This window comes from bacterium SCSIO 12827, from assembly GCA_024397995.1.
GTDB lineage: Bacteria > Pseudomonadota > Alphaproteobacteria > Rhodospirillales > Casp-alpha2 > UBA1479.
Genome location: CP073746.1, coordinates 451,189 through 467,158, shown reverse-complemented (window position 1 = coordinate 467,158; position 15,970 = coordinate 451,189). Strand labels below are relative to the sequence as shown.

General features: G+C 63.3%; 13 protein-coding genes and 1 pseudogene. 6 read left to right on the top strand and 8 right to left on the bottom strand.

Features of this window, described 5'->3' with window-relative positions:
* The first annotated feature begins 217 nt into the window (after positions 1-217).
* Both KFF05_02180 and KFF05_02175 read left to right on the top strand, forming a co-directional pair.
* Positions 218-896, top strand: a pseudogene (locus KFF05_02180) (TIGR04283 family arsenosugar biosynthesis glycosyltransferase).
* Positions 897-907: 11 nt separating this feature from the next.
* Complete coding sequence (locus tag KFF05_02175) at positions 908-1,504, top strand: TIGR04282 family arsenosugar biosynthesis glycosyltransferase (protein ID UTW53543.1); 597 nt, start codon at positions 908-910, stop codon at positions 1,502-1,504.
* 74 nt (positions 1,505-1,578) lie between these two features.
* Here the strand turns inward: KFF05_02175 and KFF05_02170 are convergent, their stop codons facing one another.
* A complete protein-coding gene (locus tag KFF05_02170) occupies positions 1,579-2,010 on the bottom strand; it encodes a DoxX family protein (GenBank protein ID UTW52213.1) in 432 nt (143 codons plus the stop codon).
* Positions 2,011-2,179: 169 nt separating this feature from the next.
* On the opposite strand from KFF05_02170, the gene KFF05_02165 reads away from it, so the two are divergent.
* Complete coding sequence (locus KFF05_02165; protein ID UTW52212.1) at positions 2,180-3,067, top strand: LysR family transcriptional regulator; 888 nt, start codon at positions 2,180-2,182, stop codon at positions 3,065-3,067.
* Between the two features lie 5 nt (positions 3,068-3,072).
* Here KFF05_02165 and KFF05_02160 read toward each other — a convergent pair whose 3' ends face one another.
* The 6 genes from KFF05_02160 to KFF05_02135 form a co-directional block, all read right to left on the bottom strand.
* The gene (locus tag KFF05_02160) at positions 3,073-3,561 is read right to left on the bottom strand and encodes a hypothetical protein (protein UTW52211.1); all 489 of its coding nucleotides are present in this window, start codon (positions 3,559-3,561) and stop codon (positions 3,073-3,075) included.
* 188 nt (positions 3,562-3,749) lie between these two features.
* Entirely contained in the window at positions 3,750-4,241 is a 492-nt protein-coding gene (locus KFF05_02155) for a hypothetical protein (GenBank protein ID UTW52210.1), read from the bottom strand.
* Positions 4,242-4,557: 316 nt separating this feature from the next.
* A complete protein-coding gene (locus KFF05_02150; protein UTW52209.1) occupies positions 4,558-4,836 on the bottom strand; it encodes a hypothetical protein in 279 nt (92 codons plus the stop codon).
* 157 nt (positions 4,837-4,993) lie between these two features.
* On the bottom strand, positions 4,994-5,521 hold the full coding sequence (gene moaB, locus KFF05_02145; protein UTW52208.1) for a molybdenum cofactor biosynthesis protein B: 528 nt from the start codon (positions 5,519-5,521) through the stop codon (positions 4,994-4,996).
* On the bottom strand, positions 5,490-7,391 hold the full coding sequence (locus KFF05_02140) for a lytic transglycosylase domain-containing protein (GenBank protein UTW52207.1): 1,902 nt from the start codon (positions 7,389-7,391) through the stop codon (positions 5,490-5,492). The genes moaB and KFF05_02140 overlap by 32 nt, the downstream gene beginning before the upstream one ends.
* Before the next feature lie 274 nt (positions 7,392-7,665).
* A complete protein-coding gene (locus tag KFF05_02135; GenBank protein UTW52206.1) occupies positions 7,666-8,562 on the bottom strand; it encodes a uracil-DNA glycosylase in 897 nt (298 codons plus the stop codon).
* Positions 8,563-8,711: 149 nt separating this feature from the next.
* On the opposite strand from KFF05_02135, the gene KFF05_02130 reads away from it, so the two are divergent.
* The 3 genes from KFF05_02130 to KFF05_02120 all read left to right on the top strand — a co-directional run bounded on the left by KFF05_02130 (position 8,712) and on the right by KFF05_02120 (position 13,914).
* Positions 8,712-10,349, top strand: a complete 1,638-nt coding sequence (locus KFF05_02130) for an electron transfer flavoprotein-ubiquinone oxidoreductase (protein UTW52205.1) — start codon at positions 8,712-8,714, stop codon at positions 10,347-10,349.
* 116 nt (positions 10,350-10,465) lie between these two features.
* On the top strand, positions 10,466-13,507 hold the full coding sequence (locus KFF05_02125) for a response regulator (GenBank protein UTW52204.1): 3,042 nt from the start codon (positions 10,466-10,468) through the stop codon (positions 13,505-13,507).
* Between the two features lie 200 nt (positions 13,508-13,707).
* A complete protein-coding gene (locus KFF05_02120; protein UTW52203.1) occupies positions 13,708-13,914 on the top strand; it encodes a hypothetical protein in 207 nt (68 codons plus the stop codon).
* A gap of 554 nt (positions 13,915-14,468) precedes the next feature.
* Here the strand turns inward: KFF05_02120 and sthA are convergent.
* Positions 14,469-15,878, bottom strand: a complete 1,410-nt coding sequence (gene sthA / locus KFF05_02115) for a Si-specific NAD(P)(+) transhydrogenase (protein UTW52202.1) — start codon at positions 15,876-15,878, stop codon at positions 14,469-14,471.
* Between the last annotated feature and the right edge of the window lie 92 nt (positions 15,879-15,970).

Below are 15,970 nucleotides of genomic sequence, written 5' to 3'. Positions count from 1 at the left end.
GTGCCGATCCCCGTGCGCAATCGCCCGCAGCAGCGCCCCCGGCGCTGACACCGGGCCTTTCCGTCGCCTGTCATGAGCCCCCGCCGATGACGCGCCGCCATCGGAGCCAAATGCCGTGAGCGATCTGCCCCCCGATCACCAACCGACAGAAGATTCGACCCTGGACAACCCGGCCGACGAGGCACCGGACGCCCCGCCCCTCGCCGAACGCAGCGCCGTGCCGCCGACCCTCAGCATCATCATCCCGACCTTGAACGCGGCCACGGATTTGGGCCGCGCCCTGGACAGTCTGTCCGGCGGCGGCATCGATTTCGAGGTTATCGTCGCCGACGGCGGATCGACCGATGGAACCCAGCGTATTGCCCGCGCCTTCGACGCCAAAGTCATCGCGGCCCCCCGGGGGCGGGGGTCGCAGTTGGCCGCGGGGGCGGCGGCGGCAACGGCCCCTTGGTTATTGTTCCTGCACGCGGACAGCGCCCTGCAACGCGGCTGGCAGATCATCCTGCGCGGCTTCACCGGCAACCGGGACAATCATTTCCGTGCCGGATACTTCCAATTAATCCTGGATGACCCGGCCCCCAGGCACGGCGGGTCGAAGATTTGGCCAACTGGCGGGCCAGGCATCTGGGCCTGCCTTACGGCGACCAGGGGCTTGTGATTTCCCGACCGTTCTACGACTTCCTCAAGGGCTACAATCCCCTGCCGTTGATGGAGGATGTGGATTTGGTGCGCCGCATCGGCAACAGACGCCTGACCCCCTGCCTTCCGCCGTCACGACCTCGGCCGTGCGCTACCGCAGGAACGGTTGGTGGCTGCGTCCGCTGCGCAATCTGTTGTGCCTCGGCCTGTACTATGCGGGCCTACCGCCGCGCTGGATCGCGCCGTTGTACAAGTGAGAACCCGCCCCCTGCAGAACCATCTGGTCATCTTCGCCAAGGCGCCGCGCCTGGGCCGCGTGAAGACACGCCTGGCGCGGCATATCGGCGGCGTCGGTGCCTGGGCCTTCTACCGGGGCATGCTGGCAGGATTGACGCGACGCCTGGGCCGGGACCGGCGCTGGCGCTGCTGGCTGGCCGTGTCGCCGGACCAAAGCATTTTCGACCGGGGTCTGTGGCATGCCGCCGCGCCGGGATGCCGGTCCTTCCTTAGCCAAGGCGGCGGGGACCTGGGTGCCCGCATGGCGCGGGTCATGGCGCTGCTGCCGCCGGGGCCGGTGGTGCTGATCGGGTCGGACATTCCGGGCATCCAATCCAAGATGATCGCCCGCGCGTTCAAACTTCTGGGCAACCACGACGCCGTGTTCGGCCCCGCCCCCGACGGCGGTTATTGGCTGGTCGGCCTGCGACGCCGGCCGCACTTCAGCGACCCCTTCGGCGGCGTGCGTTGGTCGACATCCCATGCCCTGGCCGACAGCCGGGCCAATCTCGCAGGCCTTCGCATTGCCCTGATCGATGAACTGGAAGACGTCGACGACGGCCCGTCCTTCGCCCGCCGCAAAATCTGAGCCCCCAGCACACCGGAAAAAGGCCCGGCATCGCTGCCGGGCCTTTCCCGTTGGGGGGCGGATATGGATGGGGATTACGCCGCCACCAACTGTTTGATCCGCTCCAGGCTCGGGCTCTTGGCCAGGGCCAGGGCACCGTCGCCGATCATGGCCTGGACCAGGGCGGCCACGGTTAGGAACAGGGGGTATTCCCAGCCGCCGCCCTGGGCGGTGAACAGCCAGCCGTTGCCGGCATGGACCCACAACGCCCCGGCCAGGACCGGCACCAGGGCCAGCGCCACGACGCGGGTCTGGATGCCCAGGATCAGGGCGATCCCGCCCAGGCTTTCGGCCGCGATGGTGGCGTAGGCGGTGAAGCCGGGCAGGCCCAGGCTTTCGAAGAACTGCACGGTGCCCGGAATGGTGAACACCACGACTTTGAGATACAGACTGTGGGCGATGAACATGACGCCGAGCGAGACACGAAGCAGCAGGGCGGCATAGGGGGCGGTTTTCTGGTCGATCATCGGAATGACTCCTGGTCAATTCAGTTAAGGGTTCGGTGGTTTTTGTCTGGGGACACGGCCCCATCGCCGTGTCGGTGGCGGAACCCTATGACTTGCTTAAGCGCAAATAAATTCTCATAAATTGCCAATCTTATTTGCAAAAATGCAAAATTATGCCCAAGCTTCGCCCATGCGCGATTGGGACGACCTGCGGTTCTTCCTGGCCGTCGCCCGGACCGGCAGCCTGTCGGGGGCGGCGAAGGCGCTGGGCGTCAATCATTCGACGGCGTTCCGCCGCATCGAGGCCTTGGAGGATCGATTGGGCGTGCGCCTGTTCGAACGCCACCGCGAGGGCTATGCCCTGACTCTGGCCGGTGCCGAGATGCGCGACGCGACGGAGCGGGTCGATGCCGAGATCGATGCCATGGAACGGCGGGTGACCGGCCGCGACCTGCGTCTAAGCGGCCCCCTGAGCGTAACCACCACAGATGATCTCGCGACCTGTCTGCTCGGCCCGCCCCTGGCCGCGTTCCAGGCGGCCTTCCCGGGCATCGCGTTGAGCGTCATTCTAGACAACCAGTTCTTCAACCTGTCGAAACGCCAGGCCGATGTCGCCCTGCGCCCGACCAACGCTCCGCCCGACACCCTGGTCGGCCGCCGGGTCTCCGCCTTGGCCTTTGCCGTCTATGCGGCCCGGGGACAGGCGCCCAAGGGCCGCGGACAGAAAGCCCTGGCAACCCGGCCCTGGCTGGCCTTCGACGATTCACTGAGCCATCTGGCCGCGGCGCAATGGGTCGCGCGGGAATACGGAGAAGCCCCCGTGGCCCTGCGTTCCAACAATCTGCTGACGCTGATGACCGGGGCGATCCAGGGCATGGGACTGGCCCTGCTGCCCTGCTTCATGGCCGATCCCGAGACCGCCCTGGAACGGGTCACGAAGCCGATCGATGACGCGCAATCGGCGCTATGGCTGCTGACCCATGCGGACCTGCGCAACACACAGCGCGTGCGCGCCTTCATGGAGCATATTGGTGACGCCTTGGCGGCGCAGCGAGGGCTGCTGGAAGGCCACGGCTGATGAGGTCAGACCGCGGCGGCGCAGGTCGGCGGCGGGGCCTCGGCCTTGCTGCCATGGGCCTGCAGACGCACGTCGTTGATCAGGGTGCGGCCCAGGGCGCGGTTGAATCGCCCCGTCAGGCGCTGGCCCAGACTGCCGGTCAGGGCTTCTTTCCATGTGTCCTGATACAGTACGTTGCGCGAGACTTCGCCGTTCACCGCCGAGACCAGCCGCGGCATCAGCCGGCAAACGGCGTCCCGCGCGTCGCCGTTCGGCACGTCGATGGTGATCGACACGATCACCACCTTGTCCTCGTTCTTTTTCTTCTTGAGCGTCCAGCCGCCGATATGAACCGCGATCGGCGCCATGCGGCCCACGGACGGCCCCCGGTCGGCGACATGTTCCGTCCCCCCCGGAAACGAGACGTCAAACCCCGTGCCGATGGCGGCAACAGACCCCACCGTGCCTGCGGCGACGGTGCTGGCGATCAAAACGCTTTTGATAAACCCGGGCATCCTTCCCTCTCCGAAATGTCTTCGGAAGTTCGGCCGCACCCTCAATATGTTTTTTTGATGGACCGCGCGGGCATTCATTTACCCGACTTGGCCTTGAGAATACTTTGCTCAGCCCCGCTGGCAAGCACACCAAAAGTCTAGGTTCCGCGTGTCACACGGCCCATCCTGAGCGCACCGGCGGACAGCGATCAGGTCGCGTCCGGACAGGTGGTCGGCGGGATGTCCTTCTTGTCCTGATAGGCGGTCAGGAACACATCATCGACCACCCGCCCCCCCAGCGCCTTGTTGAAGCGCTGCTGCAGCTGGCCGGTCAAATTCTTGGGGATCGCGTCCTGGGCATCGCCGGAATAATTGACCAGATTGGCAAAGGTCGTGTTCAGCGAGGACACAAGGCGGGGCATCAGTTGGCACACCTTGGCCGCGTTATGCCCGCCGGTCACCCGCATGCCGACGGAAACCAGAAGCTGCCTGGCCTTCTCTTTGCTTTTCAGGCTGTAGCCGCCGACCTGCACGGCTTGCGGGCGCATGCGCACGGTATGCACCTTGTCATCCTTGACTGTGGTCGCGGATACGGTGGCGCCCGGCTCTGAACTGACCCAGATGCCGATCCCGGCAATGCCGCCGATCACCAGGATCGACGCGGCAACGCCGATCAACAGGCTTTTCATGAACTTGTCCATCGGGCCCCCTTAGACGCGGCAAATCCAGCACAGGAATGATATCAAAACGATAGTGAAACTGGCGGGCAAAAATGCCGGCTCCACCGCAACCGCAAGGATACGTGATAAAACTTTCAGGAAACTGACGTTTTCAGGATTCGCGGATTCAGGTTTTCCACAGCCTATGTCGGGATCTGTGGATAACCAAACGGGCAAAAAGGGGGCGAATCGGCCTCGGCGCTGCTGCGACCGACCGCCGACGAAGGCATGCCCCCGTCGGCGTTTCGGTTTCGGCGTTTTCGGTCACGCAACCTGCGGGAACAGCCGCCGCGTGGTCTTATTTGCTCGGCGCGAGAAAGCCCAAGGCCTTAGCCACGCTTTCGCAGGCGACGTCGTTCACCTGTGTCTTGGCGGCCATCTTCGCCTTGTCGATGTTCTTGTTGAAACCCCGCGACGCGGCCTTGTCCAGGCCTGCCTTCACCTTCTTGAATTCACCTTCGGCTGCCTTGATGGCGGCTTTGGGGTCGGCCATGCAGTCCGCGGCATGGGCGGCCGTGGTGGCGGCGACAAATGACAGCATCACGGCAACCGCCGCGATCGGCAATGCGACACGCATCTCTTGAGTTCTCCGATGGGTACGTTGCGGCCCGTGTTGGCCCTGCCGTCCCGGCACCGGGCGCGCGGCCGCTTTTCCGCCACGGATTTGGCGCCCGACCGGGCCTTTCGTCAATATGGATTTTTTGCTGGCCGGGCCCGCGTTTTCGGCATCGCGCCTAGGCCTGATGTTCCTTCAGGCGCGGCATAAGTTCGACGAAATTGCAGGGCTTGTGGCGGATGTCCAGTTGATGGACCAGGATTTCGTCCCAGCCGTCCTTGCAGGCCCCGGTCGAACCCGGCAGCACGAAGATATAGGTGCCGTTCGCGACCCCCGCGCAGGCGCGCGACTGAATGGTCGACGACTTGATCTTCTGATAGCTGATCCAGCGGAACATCTCGCCGAAACCGGGGATGATCTTTTCCGCGACGGCCTCAAGAGCCTCGGGCGTGACGTCGCGGCCCGTGACCCCGGTGCCGCCGGTCGAGATGATGCAGTCGACGGCGGGATCGTTGATCCATTTTCGGAACCGGTCGGCGATCACGGCGGCATCGTCCTTGACGATGGCACGGTCGGCAAGCTTGTGCCCAGAGGCGGTCAGCCGTTCGACCAGGGTGTCGCCCGACCGGTCGTCGGCCAGGGTGCGCGTGTCCGACACGGTCAGGACCGCAATGTTAACGGGCAGAAATTCCGTCTGTTGGCTCATCGAAAATCGCGACCTCCACCTTGCCGTGGCCTAAGGCTTTGTAGACCGGCCACTGGCCGGCGGCAAGGGCGTCGAGGGACGGTTTGTCCTGGCCCAGGCGATCGCGGTAGATCCACAGGTTGGCCAACACCCGTTCCACGAAGTGGCGGGTTTCGAAGGCCGGGATGGTTTCGATGAACAGCAGCGGATCGTTCGTGTATTCGATGCGCCGCCGCCATTTGTTCAGGTTGCCGGGTCCGCCGTTCCAGGCCGCCGCCAGCAGCAGCAGATCGCCCTGGATATGCGGTTCGGCAAGCAGCATGCCGATGTACTTCTGACCAAGCTTCAGGTTGAGGTCCGGGTCATAAAGCTTGGGCAGGCGGTGGCGGTGCAGGGATGAATCCTGTGCCACGAAACTGGCCGTGCGCGGCATCAATTGCATCAGGCCACGCGCCCCGGCCCAGCTTTTGGCCTTGGGGTTGAATTTGCTTTCCTGGCGGATAACCGCATAGACCAGCGCCCGGTCGACCGTGAAACCGCCCGACGGCAGCCACGCGGGCACCGGATAGGCGGCGCCGTCGAACCCGCCGCCGTCCGGGAACAGGCGATCGGACAGGCGCACGGCCAATCCGGCCATGCCGCCGGCGTCGGCCAGCGCCAGGATGGCAAGCGCTTGGTTCTTGTCGGAGATGCGGGCCAGGTTGCGCAATTCGCGCTCCGCCCCAAGGTCCTGCCCGGCCTGCACCAGGGCCATGGCCCGGCGGCCGCGCGGGGCGTCGACGATGCGCCCGACGGCTTCGGCGACGACAGGCGGCGACGACCATTCGTAGGCGACCTCTTGACCCAGGATGCGGGCGGCAAGCAGGCCGTAGAACGTGCGCGCATGGCGGGCGGCGCCGTTAAGATAATGCGTGACATGTTCAGGCTTGCGGGTGACCAGAAGCCCCCGCGCGGCCCAGAAGTTGGCGGCCCCGTCCATCCATTCGTCGTCGAAGCCGATGTCGGCGGCGGCACGGAAATGGGTCGTGGCCTTGTCGTAGTTGCCGGCCCGCCAAGCGATCAAACCCAAGGTCCAATGGCCGTCGGGCAGATACTTGCCCGACCGTTTCAAGGCGCCATCCAGCCATTGGGCGGCCCAGTCCGTGCGCCGGTCGAAGAAATAGCGCGTCCCCAACTGCACCTTGGCCTGGTCCATCTCGGCGGTGGAAAACAGATGCCGGGCGTCCGGCGACTGGATCAGACGCTTCGCGATCAAGGTATGGCCACGGCGCAGGGCCTTGGTGATCCGGTATTTCAGGGCCCGCGAACGGCGCGCGTCGGCGCGGCTCAGCCGCTTGGTCGGCAGGACCTTGGCCGCCTTTTCCTCGTCGTCCTGTTCGGACTGTTCGGCCTCGGCAGCGGCCACGGCCTCTTCCTCAAGGAACGTGGGCTGGCGCGGCAAAACATCGGGCTTGTCCGGCAGGCGCCAGTTTTTCGGCCGGCGGCGCAGCGACAGCTGATAGATGCGCCCGGCCTGGGGGTGGTCGGCGTATTCCCCCATCCAGGCCTTCAGTTCCTTGTAATTGGAGCGGTACTTGCGCGGATGCAGATAGCGCTGGGCCAGGACATGGCCCATCAGCAGCCTGTCCGACAGCTTGGCGATCAGGCGGTCGGCTTCTTTCCAGTCGCCGTCTTCCTGAACTTCGAAGATGCGCCGATAAAGCTGCGTGTCGGCATCCGAAAGGACCCGGGGAACCGCCGCCTGGGGCGTTGCCGGAACAGGCGCCATGACTGCCGCTTCGCCATTGGCGACGGAAGCCAAGCTCCCGGCGGCGGCAGGCGATGAACAGACCATGAATTGGATGGTGAGAGCGGCCAGAACGGACACGCCCACAGATTTGACCCCGGCCATGAAGCCCCTAACTTGATCGGCCCGCCTATGGATGACGGTTTCGCGTTACTCCCCTATGAGCCGCGACGTTATAGCGTCCTGTCCCCGGCACCTCAACCATCCGGCGGCATCAAACGCGGCCTCGTCGCCCGCGCCGAATCCCTGCCGACATCCAAGTTAAGGCCTTGGCGCCGCCCCGTGACAATCGGCATTGTCCCACATTTTGTAGGGCGACGAAAGCATGACCACACATCTTGAAATTATGGTTAACGCCGGGGATTTCGCGCCGTCCGGCTCAACCGTCGCCGAGGTCCGCGATCTTTTGTTTCAGCATCAACAGATCGCGCCAAGCGTCGCGCTTCATGGCCGGGGAGCGCAACAGATAGGCCGGATGGTACAGCGCCATCGCCGGAATGGGGCCCGCCATCCTGGGCGTGGCATAGTCGAACCATTTGCCGCGCAGACGGGTAATACCCTGGGTCTGGGCCAACAGGGTCTTGGCCGAGGGGCCGCCGACGCAGACCACCACTCGGGGGCTGACGATTTCGATCAGCCGTTCGACGAAGGGCAGGCAGATCGCCGCTTCCGACGGCGTCGGCGTACGATTGCCGGGCGGGCGCCAGAACACGGTGTTGGAAATCAGGACCGCGCCGTCGCCGTCGCCGTTCCGGTCCAGACCGATGGAGGCCAGCATCGCATCAAGCAACTTGCCCGAAGGCCCCACGAAAGGCAGGCCTTGGCGGTCTTCCTCGGCCCCCGGGGCCTCGCCGACCAGCAGAACCCGGGCCTTGGGATTGCCGTCAAAGAAGCACAGGTTGGAGGCCGTGGTCTTGAGCGCGCAGCCGTCGAAGCCTTCGAGCGCGGCACGCAATTCGTCCAACGTCTCGGCCTTGGCCGCCTGGGCGACCGCGTCCTTGACCGCCGCCTGGTCGGAAACCTGGGCCGGGGCCGCCGGTTTCGTGAGCGGCCCGCGCCCCTGAGGCGCAGCGCCTCGCGCCGGCGACGGCGGCATCGGCCCGTCGCTCAACCCCGGGCGGGCCGCCGGCGGTTGGGACGCCTTGACGGCCAGCATCTGGGCATGTTCGGCGAAGCGGTCCTGGGGCGCGTCGGCGATGGCTTCGTCGACACCGGCCTCCAAATACCACTGCAACAGCGCCTTCAAGGCCACGGGATCGGTTGCGGTCTGAATCATGATCAAAGCCTACCACAAGCTTGCAAGCGCGTTATCCCCTTTGAATCCACAAGGCGAGTTGCAGCGGACGCCCAAGGAATGCCATAACCAGCGTTCGCAGACGCACATTGCGGGCAACATCAAATCAATAAGACGCGAGGATGACGATAATGGAACGGGAATCCATGGAATTCGATGTGGTGATCGTGGGCGCGGGGCCGTCGGGCCTGTCCGCCGCCATCCGCATCTGTCAGCTGGACCCGGAAGTTTCCGTCTGCGTCGTCGAAAAAGGCTCGGAAGTGGGTGCCCATATCCTGTCCGGCGCGGTGCTGGAGCCGCGGGCACTGGACGAGCTGATCCCTGACTGGAAAGAAAAGGGCGCGCCGCTGAACACGCCCGCCGGCAAGGACAAGTTCCTGCTGCTCGGCCCGGCCGGGGCGCTGCGCCTGCCGACCCCGCCGCAGATGAAGAACCACGGCAACTACATCGTCTCGCTGGGCCTGGTCTGCCGCTGGCTGGGCGAACAGGCCGAGGCCCTGGGCGCCGAGGTCTATCCCGGCTTCGCCGCCGCCGAGGTGCTGTACCACGATGACGGCACGGTGAAGGGCATCGCCACGGGCGACATGGGCCTGATGCGCGACGGCACCCCCGGCCCCAACCATCAGCCGGGCATGGAACTGCACGCCAAATACACCCTGTTCGCCGAGGGCTGCCGCGGCCATCTGACCAAGACCCTGGAACAGAAATTCGATCTGCGGTCCAAGGGCCCCGAAGGCACCCCCGCCGACCCGCAGACCTACGGCATCGGCCTGAAGGAATTGTGGGAGGTCAAACCCGAGAACCACAGGCCCGGCGAAATCCTGCACACCATCGGCTGGCCCTTGGATTCCAAGACCTATGGCGGCTCGTTCCTCTATCACCTGGAAAACAATCAAGTGGCCTTGGGCTTCGTGGTCGGGCTCGATTACCAGAACCCCTATCTCTCGCCCTATGACGAATTGCAGCGCTACAAGACCCATCCGTCGATCGCGCCGATCCTGGAAGGCGGACGGCGCATTTCTTACGGTGCCCGCGCGCTCAACGAAGGCGGCTATCAGTCCGTACCGGGGCTGAGCTTCCCCGGCGGCTGTCTGATCGGCTGCACGGCGGGCTTCCTCAACACGCCCAAGATCAAGGGCAGCCACACGGCCATGAAGACCGGCATGCTGGCCGCCGAGGCCGTAGTCGACGCCCTGAAAGCCGGCGCCAATCCGGCCGACGGCCTGCCCGCCTATACCCAGGCGGTCAAGGACAGCTGGGTGTGGAAGGAACTGTATAAGGCGCGCAACATGCGGCCCAATTTCCACTGGGGCATGTGGGCCGGCCTGATTCTGGGCGCCATTGACACCTTCCTGTTCTTCGGTCATGCGCCCTGGACGCTGAAGAACCGGGCCGACCATTCGGCGCTGAAGAAGGCCAAGGACTGCAAGGCCATCGACTATCCCAAGCCCGATGGCAAGCTGACCTTCGACAAGCTGTCGTCGGTCCAATTGGCCGGCACCTTCCACGAGGAAGAACAGCCCTGCCACCTGACCTTGAAGGACGACGCCGTGCCCATGGCGGTCAACTGGGCGGAATACGCCGGGCCCGAGGCCCGGTTCTGCCCGGCCGGGGTCTATGAGTATATCGAGGTCGACGGCAAGACGCAGTTCCAGATCAACGGCCAGAACTGCATCCACTGCAAAACCTGCGACATCAAGGACCCGACCCAGAACATCAACTGGGTCACGCCCCAAGGCGGCGAAGGGCCGAATTACCCGAATATGTGAGCCGCGCCGACCGGGCGCCCTGCATCGCGCCATTTGCTTCCAGCCCGTAAAACAGGAATGATTGCGGATTGGCGGATTTTCATGTGCTCCGTCACAATGCGGGCGATGGAACACCGATGCGGCAGAAAACCGAGCCCCAGGGATCACAGCGACCGACGGCAGCGGCAGCAGGCCGGCCGAAGGCTTCCATTCTGCTGGTGGTCTCGGCCATCGTGTTGGTCGGCGGCACGGTTCTTCAACTGACACACCGCGAAATCAGCGCCTTCGAAGACCGCCATGTTTCGATCATCGAGATCGAGACAAAGGAAGCCGCACTTGCGATCGAAGCCTTCCTCGCCGGCCAGCGCCGCCATGTTCGGACCTTCGCTCTCGAGAAAAGCGGCCTGCTGGATGCCTATTCACAGAACATCGAAAACCCGAAGTTACGGGCAGAGATTGATGAAAGTCTCGCGCGCTGGTTTCCCAATTACTTCACCTTCACCATCGCCAACGTGAAGGGCGAAGACCTGGTCAACGACCTCGAGGGCCTGGTCGGCCCGGCCTGCCAACAGAACATCCAGGAATACGTCGCTTCGATCCACCGGGAGACCGCCGAACATGCGGTGTTTCAGTCGGTCATCCACCCTCAGCCACACAACTACCATTTCGACGTGATGGCGCCATGGCAGGGCCCGAACGGACTGCGGGGCGTCTTCTTCGTGAGCTTTTATCCGGAAACCGTGCAGAAAATTCTGAACTCCCACCAGAGCCCCGGCCATTTCCTGGCGCTCGTGCACAAACAGCGCGACAACCTGATCGAAATAACCGCGGACGGCGCGCGGGACCATATTTCAACGCATCGGGACATTTATCTGTCCGATCTTGAGATTGAGAATATCCGCAGTCGTCGGGATGTGGACGGCTCCCTGTGGCGGGTTGTCGGCTACCTGCAGCCGGGATTGGTCGACGAATTTAAGCAGACTCACTGGCTGGCCGCCGCCGTTCTTCTGTGCCTGCTGCTGGCCGCAGCGTCGGTCAGTGTCCGGTTCATTATTCAAACCGACAAGCGCCGGCGATGGGCCTTTGACCAACTGGAATCGACCATCGTCGATCTTCGGTCGTCGAAAGAGACCCTGGAAGACCAAGCGCAAATGATGGCGACGATGGCCGAGGAACAGTCGCTTCTGCGCCAAATCGCCGAGTCTGCGGAAAGGCACAAGTCCGAGTTTCTGGCCTCCATGAGCCACGAGATCCGAACCCCCATGAACGCGATCATCGGCCTGACCATGCTGGCCTTGAAAACCGATCTGTCGGGCCGGCAGCGGGACTATCTGACGAAGGTTCAATCAGCGGGCAAATCCCTGCTGGGTCTCATCAACGACATTCTGGATTTCTCCAAGATCGAGGCCGGTAAGCTGGAGATTGAATCCATTCCCTTCCGGCTCGACACGGTCCTGGACGAACTCGCACCGATCATGGCGGTAAGAGCCAGCGGTAAACCGCTGGAGCTTCTCTACAAGACCGCCCCCGATGTTCCCCTGGACCTTGTCGGCGACCCCCTGCGGCTGGGCCAGATTCTCGTCAATCTGACGACCAATGCGATCAAATTCACGGAGAAGGGTGAAGTCGTCCTCGCCATTGACCTCGTGGCCATGCAGGACGACCGGCCGCGGATTAAGTTCTCCGTATCGGATACCGGCATCGGCATGACGAAGCAGCAGGTCGCGGAAATTTTCAAACCGTTCTCACAAGCCGATGCCTCAACGACGCGCCAATACGGCGGCACTGGGCTTGGTCTGGCGATATGCCGAAACCTTGTCGACCTGATGGACGGGGAAATCGGCGTTGAAAGCGAAGAAGGCGTCGGCAGCACCTTTTGGTTTACCGTTACCCTAGAACAGGGGAAGGCTGTGGCGGCAACCTCGCAACAGCCTCGGGTCGACTTACGCGGCCTGCGTGTGCTGGTCGTCGATGACAATGAAACGGCCCGGACCGTGTTTCTTGAAGCCATTGAAACCCTGACCATGAAAGGCACGGCCGTCGCGTCCGGACATCAGGCACTTGAGGCCTTGCGGCAAGCACAGAATGCCGGAATGCCTTTTGACGTCGTGTTGATGGATGCCCTTATGCCGGAAATGAGCGGCCTGGAAACGATCCGATGCATCCAATCCGAGGACTGGCGGCCGCATGCCCCGCAAATCATTCTGGTCGCCGCGCCTGACCAGGATGATCTTCATCAACAGGCGGATGACATCGGAATTGATACATTCCTGTCCAAACCCCTGAACCAGTCCCAGCTTTTCAACGCCATCATGCATCTGCGTTCCGCCGCATCGTCCGCCGAACCCTCTGACAGCACGCACAAGGTCGTGGCGCCGAACATGGAAACGCTTACCGATACCCGTGTCCTGCTGGTGGAAGACAACGACATCAACCAGCAAGTCGCCCGGGAACTTCTGGAGGGAGCGGGCATGCGGGTGTCGATCGCCCAGAATGGCAGAGAAGCCGTCGACATGGTCGCGAAACAGCCCTTCGACGCCGTGCTGATGGACATTCAGATGCCCGAAATGGATGGCTATGAGGCCACAGTAGCCATTCGCGAGGACCACCGGTTTCAGGACATCCCGATCATCGCGATGACGGCGCATGCCTTGGCGTCCGAACGTGACAAATGCCTGGCCAGCGGCATGAACGACTACGTCACCAAGCCAATTGATCCGGATTTGCTGTTTGGCGCCCTGGTCCGTTGGATGCCCCCGCCCGAAAAGCGGCGCGGACAGGAACCCGAGACGGTCGCCGCCGACAAGGTGCCGGACAAACCACGTGACGCCCTTCCCGAAGTCATCGACGGGATCGACATGGAGGCCGCGCGCACCATGATGCGCGGCAACGATGCAATCCTGCGAAAACTGCTGGGTGATTTCAGAAACAGCTACCTCGACAAGGACACGGAGATCAGGGATGCCCTGGCCGCCGGAGAGATGGAGGCCGCCACCCGGCTGGCGCATACCTTGAAAGGAGTCAGCGGGAACATCCGCGCGAACCCCGCGTACGAAGCCGTCTCCGCCTTGGATCAGCAACTGCGGGACGATCCGAAACATCCGCAGGTGCCCCGGTTGCTCGATGCGCTGTCCGACAGGCTGCAAGAACTGAAGAAAGCCTTGGACGAGGCCCTGTAATCCGGCCCGAATTTCCCGGCCGCCGACGGGCCCACGTACGCCATGTGACATGGGTCACTGTCCCGCCGATCCCCGTGGCGTACATAGAACCTTGGACAGCAAGTCGCCTTTAAAGCCCCTTCTCAGACCTGGGCCGCCCACGGCGCTGATGCGCCATTGGGAACGCACCAGTTGAGCACAAGTGACGGAAGAAACCGGGAATGCCGACTTTTGAATTCGAGATCCACAACAACGACGTTCTGGAAGCCCTGAGAGCCGGCGGCAGCCATAAGGTGTTCAAGGACGAATGGGCGGACACCCATTTCATCGAGTTCTCGGGCACCAACGAGAACGAGGCCCGCCGCCGCGCGGAACGCCGCTATCCGGCCAGCCAGGGCTTCGTCATCGCCGGGGTCAAGGAAGTCTGACCCAACCGCTCAGCCAATCTGGTAGTTTTTGCGAATTAGTATCTGTAGCGGGCCGTTGCGCAGTGTCTGCGCTTCGCCACAAAACCAGCTCACACCGATGTGCTAGGGAATGTCGATAGCCGACCGCATGTCAGCAGACTTTCATTTAATATTAAATTAGAATAATATAATTTACCTGCGATCCATACGGCAGGCCAAGGGCTCGGCGATCTGTAAGGCTGGGGGCATCCATGAAAAACCGACGTGTCGTTGTATCCATCATTATGTTTCTTTGTTTTGCAGCGTTCGGCGTGCTGGCCAACGATTCTGCCCTGGCGGATTCTGGCCAAGCTAAGCAAGTGGCACAGTCTTCACAGGGGGGCGACGCGGCAACGCCGACACCCAAGCCGGGCAATTGTTCCGCAAGTTCCGGAGATGGAAAACAAACCTGTCAGACGAACTGCAAAGCGGGACAGGTCGCGCATTGCACTGATGGCGACCCACCCACATGTGTTTGCTCGGGCGGGTAAACTAGTCGCCGTCTCGCGACGGAAGAAATTCTCCCGCCGCACCCCTCACCCGATCCGATTGATCCCGTCGAAGGCCGCCGTTTTGTAGCATTCGGCGAAGGTCGGGTAGTTGAACACCGTGTCGATCAGGTAATCCATGGTGCCGCCGAGCGACATCACCGCCTGGCCGATGTGGATCATCTCACACGCCCCGTCGCCGATGATGTGAACCCCCAGAAGTTTCCGCGACTGCGGATCGAACAACAGCTTCAGCAGGCCCGCCTGATCACCGACGATCTGGCCGCGGGCGATTTCCTTGTAGGCGGCGCGGCCGACCTCGTAGGGGATTTCGGCCTCGGTCAGTTCCTGTTCGTTCTTCCCGACCACGGAAATCTCCGGGATCGTGTAGATGCCGTAGGGCAAGAGGTCGGGAAAGCTGCGGGCCTCGACGCCGAAGGCATGGCAGGCGGCGAGCCGGCCCTGCTCCATCGACGTCGACGCCAAACTTGGGAACCCGATGACGTCGCCGACGGCGTAGATATGCGGCACCTCGGTCTGATAGCCGGCGTTGACGGTGATGCGCCCGCGCGGGTCGGCCGCAACCCCCGCCGCGTCCAGGTTGAGGGTGTCCGTCGCCCCGGTCCGGCCGATGGAATAGAGCACGGTTTCGCAATTGATGTGCTTACCGCTTTTCAGTTCGATATGGACCTTCTGGCCCTGGTCACCGTCGACCAGGTCGATGCCGGAGACTTCCTCGCCCATGCGCAGGGTGACCCGTTCCTGGCGCATCAGGTGGACCAGGGTGTCGATGATTTCCTCGTCCACGAAGGGCAGGATGCGCAGGCGCTTGTCGATCACCGTGACCCGCACGCCCAGCGTCGCGAAGATGGTCGCGTATTCGATGCCGATGACCCCGGCGCCGATCACGGTCAGGCTTTTCGGCAAGTTGTGCAGGTCCAGGATATCGTCCGAGGTGAAGATGTGTTTGCCGTCGAAGGCGATGTTGTCGTCGCGGGTCGTCGTCGTCCCCACGGCGATGGCGATCCTTTCGGCCGTGACCTGGGACGGTGGGCCGCCGGCGCAGGGGTGCAGTTCGATGCGGTGCGGGTCAATGAACGCGGCCTCGGCCTCGATGATCTTGATGCCGTTGCGCTGCATCTGGTGGCGGGTCACGTCGATGCCGATCTGGCGCACATGGTCGGCGCGGCCCAGAAGGTCGGCCATGGTGACTTCCTGCTTCACCTTGTAGGACGAACCGTAGACGCTGCGTTCGTTATAGCCGGAGAAATGCATGGTCGCGGCGCGCAGCGTCTTGGACGGGATCGTGCCGGTGTTGAGGCAGACCCCGCCGACCACCGTCTGTCGTTCGGCCAGCGCCACCCGCTTGCCCAGTTTGGCCGCCTGCACCGCCGCGCGCTGGCCCGCCGGGCCGGAGCCGATGACGAACAGGTCGTAATCGTAGTCGTCGCTGCTCATGAAATCCCCCGAGGCAGACATCCACGGGGGTCAGGTTAAGTGGCCGGAACTGCTTGAGTCCATTGGATTTTGCAGCCCGCCCGCCGGAAAGG

Bases quoted from the DNA above. Each gene is read 5' to 3' on its own strand.
- KFF05_02125 (UTW52204.1), top strand. From the start codon at position 10,466: ATGCGGCAGAAAACCGAGCCCCAGGGATCACAGCGACCGACGGCAGCG.
- KFF05_02135 (UTW52206.1), bottom strand. From the start codon at position 8,562: ATGATTCAGACCGCAACCGATCCCGTGGCCTTGAAGGCGCTGTTGCAG.
- KFF05_02140 (UTW52207.1), bottom strand. From the start codon at position 7,391: ATGGCCGGGGTCAAATCTGTGGGCGTGTCCGTTCTGGCCGCTCTCACC.
- KFF05_02130 (UTW52205.1), top strand. From the start codon at position 8,712: ATGGAACGGGAATCCATGGAATTCGATGTGGTGATCGTGGGCGCGGGG.
- KFF05_02150 (UTW52209.1), bottom strand. From the start codon at position 4,836: ATGCGTGTCGCATTGCCGATCGCGGCGGTTGCCGTGATGCTGTCATTT.
- KFF05_02165 (UTW52212.1), top strand. From the start codon at position 2,180: ATGCGCGATTGGGACGACCTGCGGTTCTTCCTGGCCGTCGCCCGGACC.
- KFF05_02160 (UTW52211.1), bottom strand. From the start codon at position 3,561: ATGCCCGGGTTTATCAAAAGCGTTTTGATCGCCAGCACCGTCGCCGCA.
- KFF05_02155 (UTW52210.1), bottom strand. From the start codon at position 4,241: ATGGACAAGTTCATGAAAAGCCTGTTGATCGGCGTTGCCGCGTCGATC.
- KFF05_02170 (UTW52213.1), bottom strand. From the start codon at position 2,010: ATGATCGACCAGAAAACCGCCCCCTATGCCGCCCTGCTGCTTCGTGTC.
- KFF05_02120 (UTW52203.1), top strand. From the start codon at position 13,708: ATGCCGACTTTTGAATTCGAGATCCACAACAACGACGTTCTGGAAGCC.
- moaB (UTW52208.1), bottom strand. From the start codon at position 5,521: ATGAGCCAACAGACGGAATTTCTGCCCGTTAACATTGCGGTCCTGACC.
- sthA (UTW52202.1), bottom strand. From the start codon at position 15,878: ATGAGCAGCGACGACTACGATTACGACCTGTTCGTCATCGGCTCCGGC.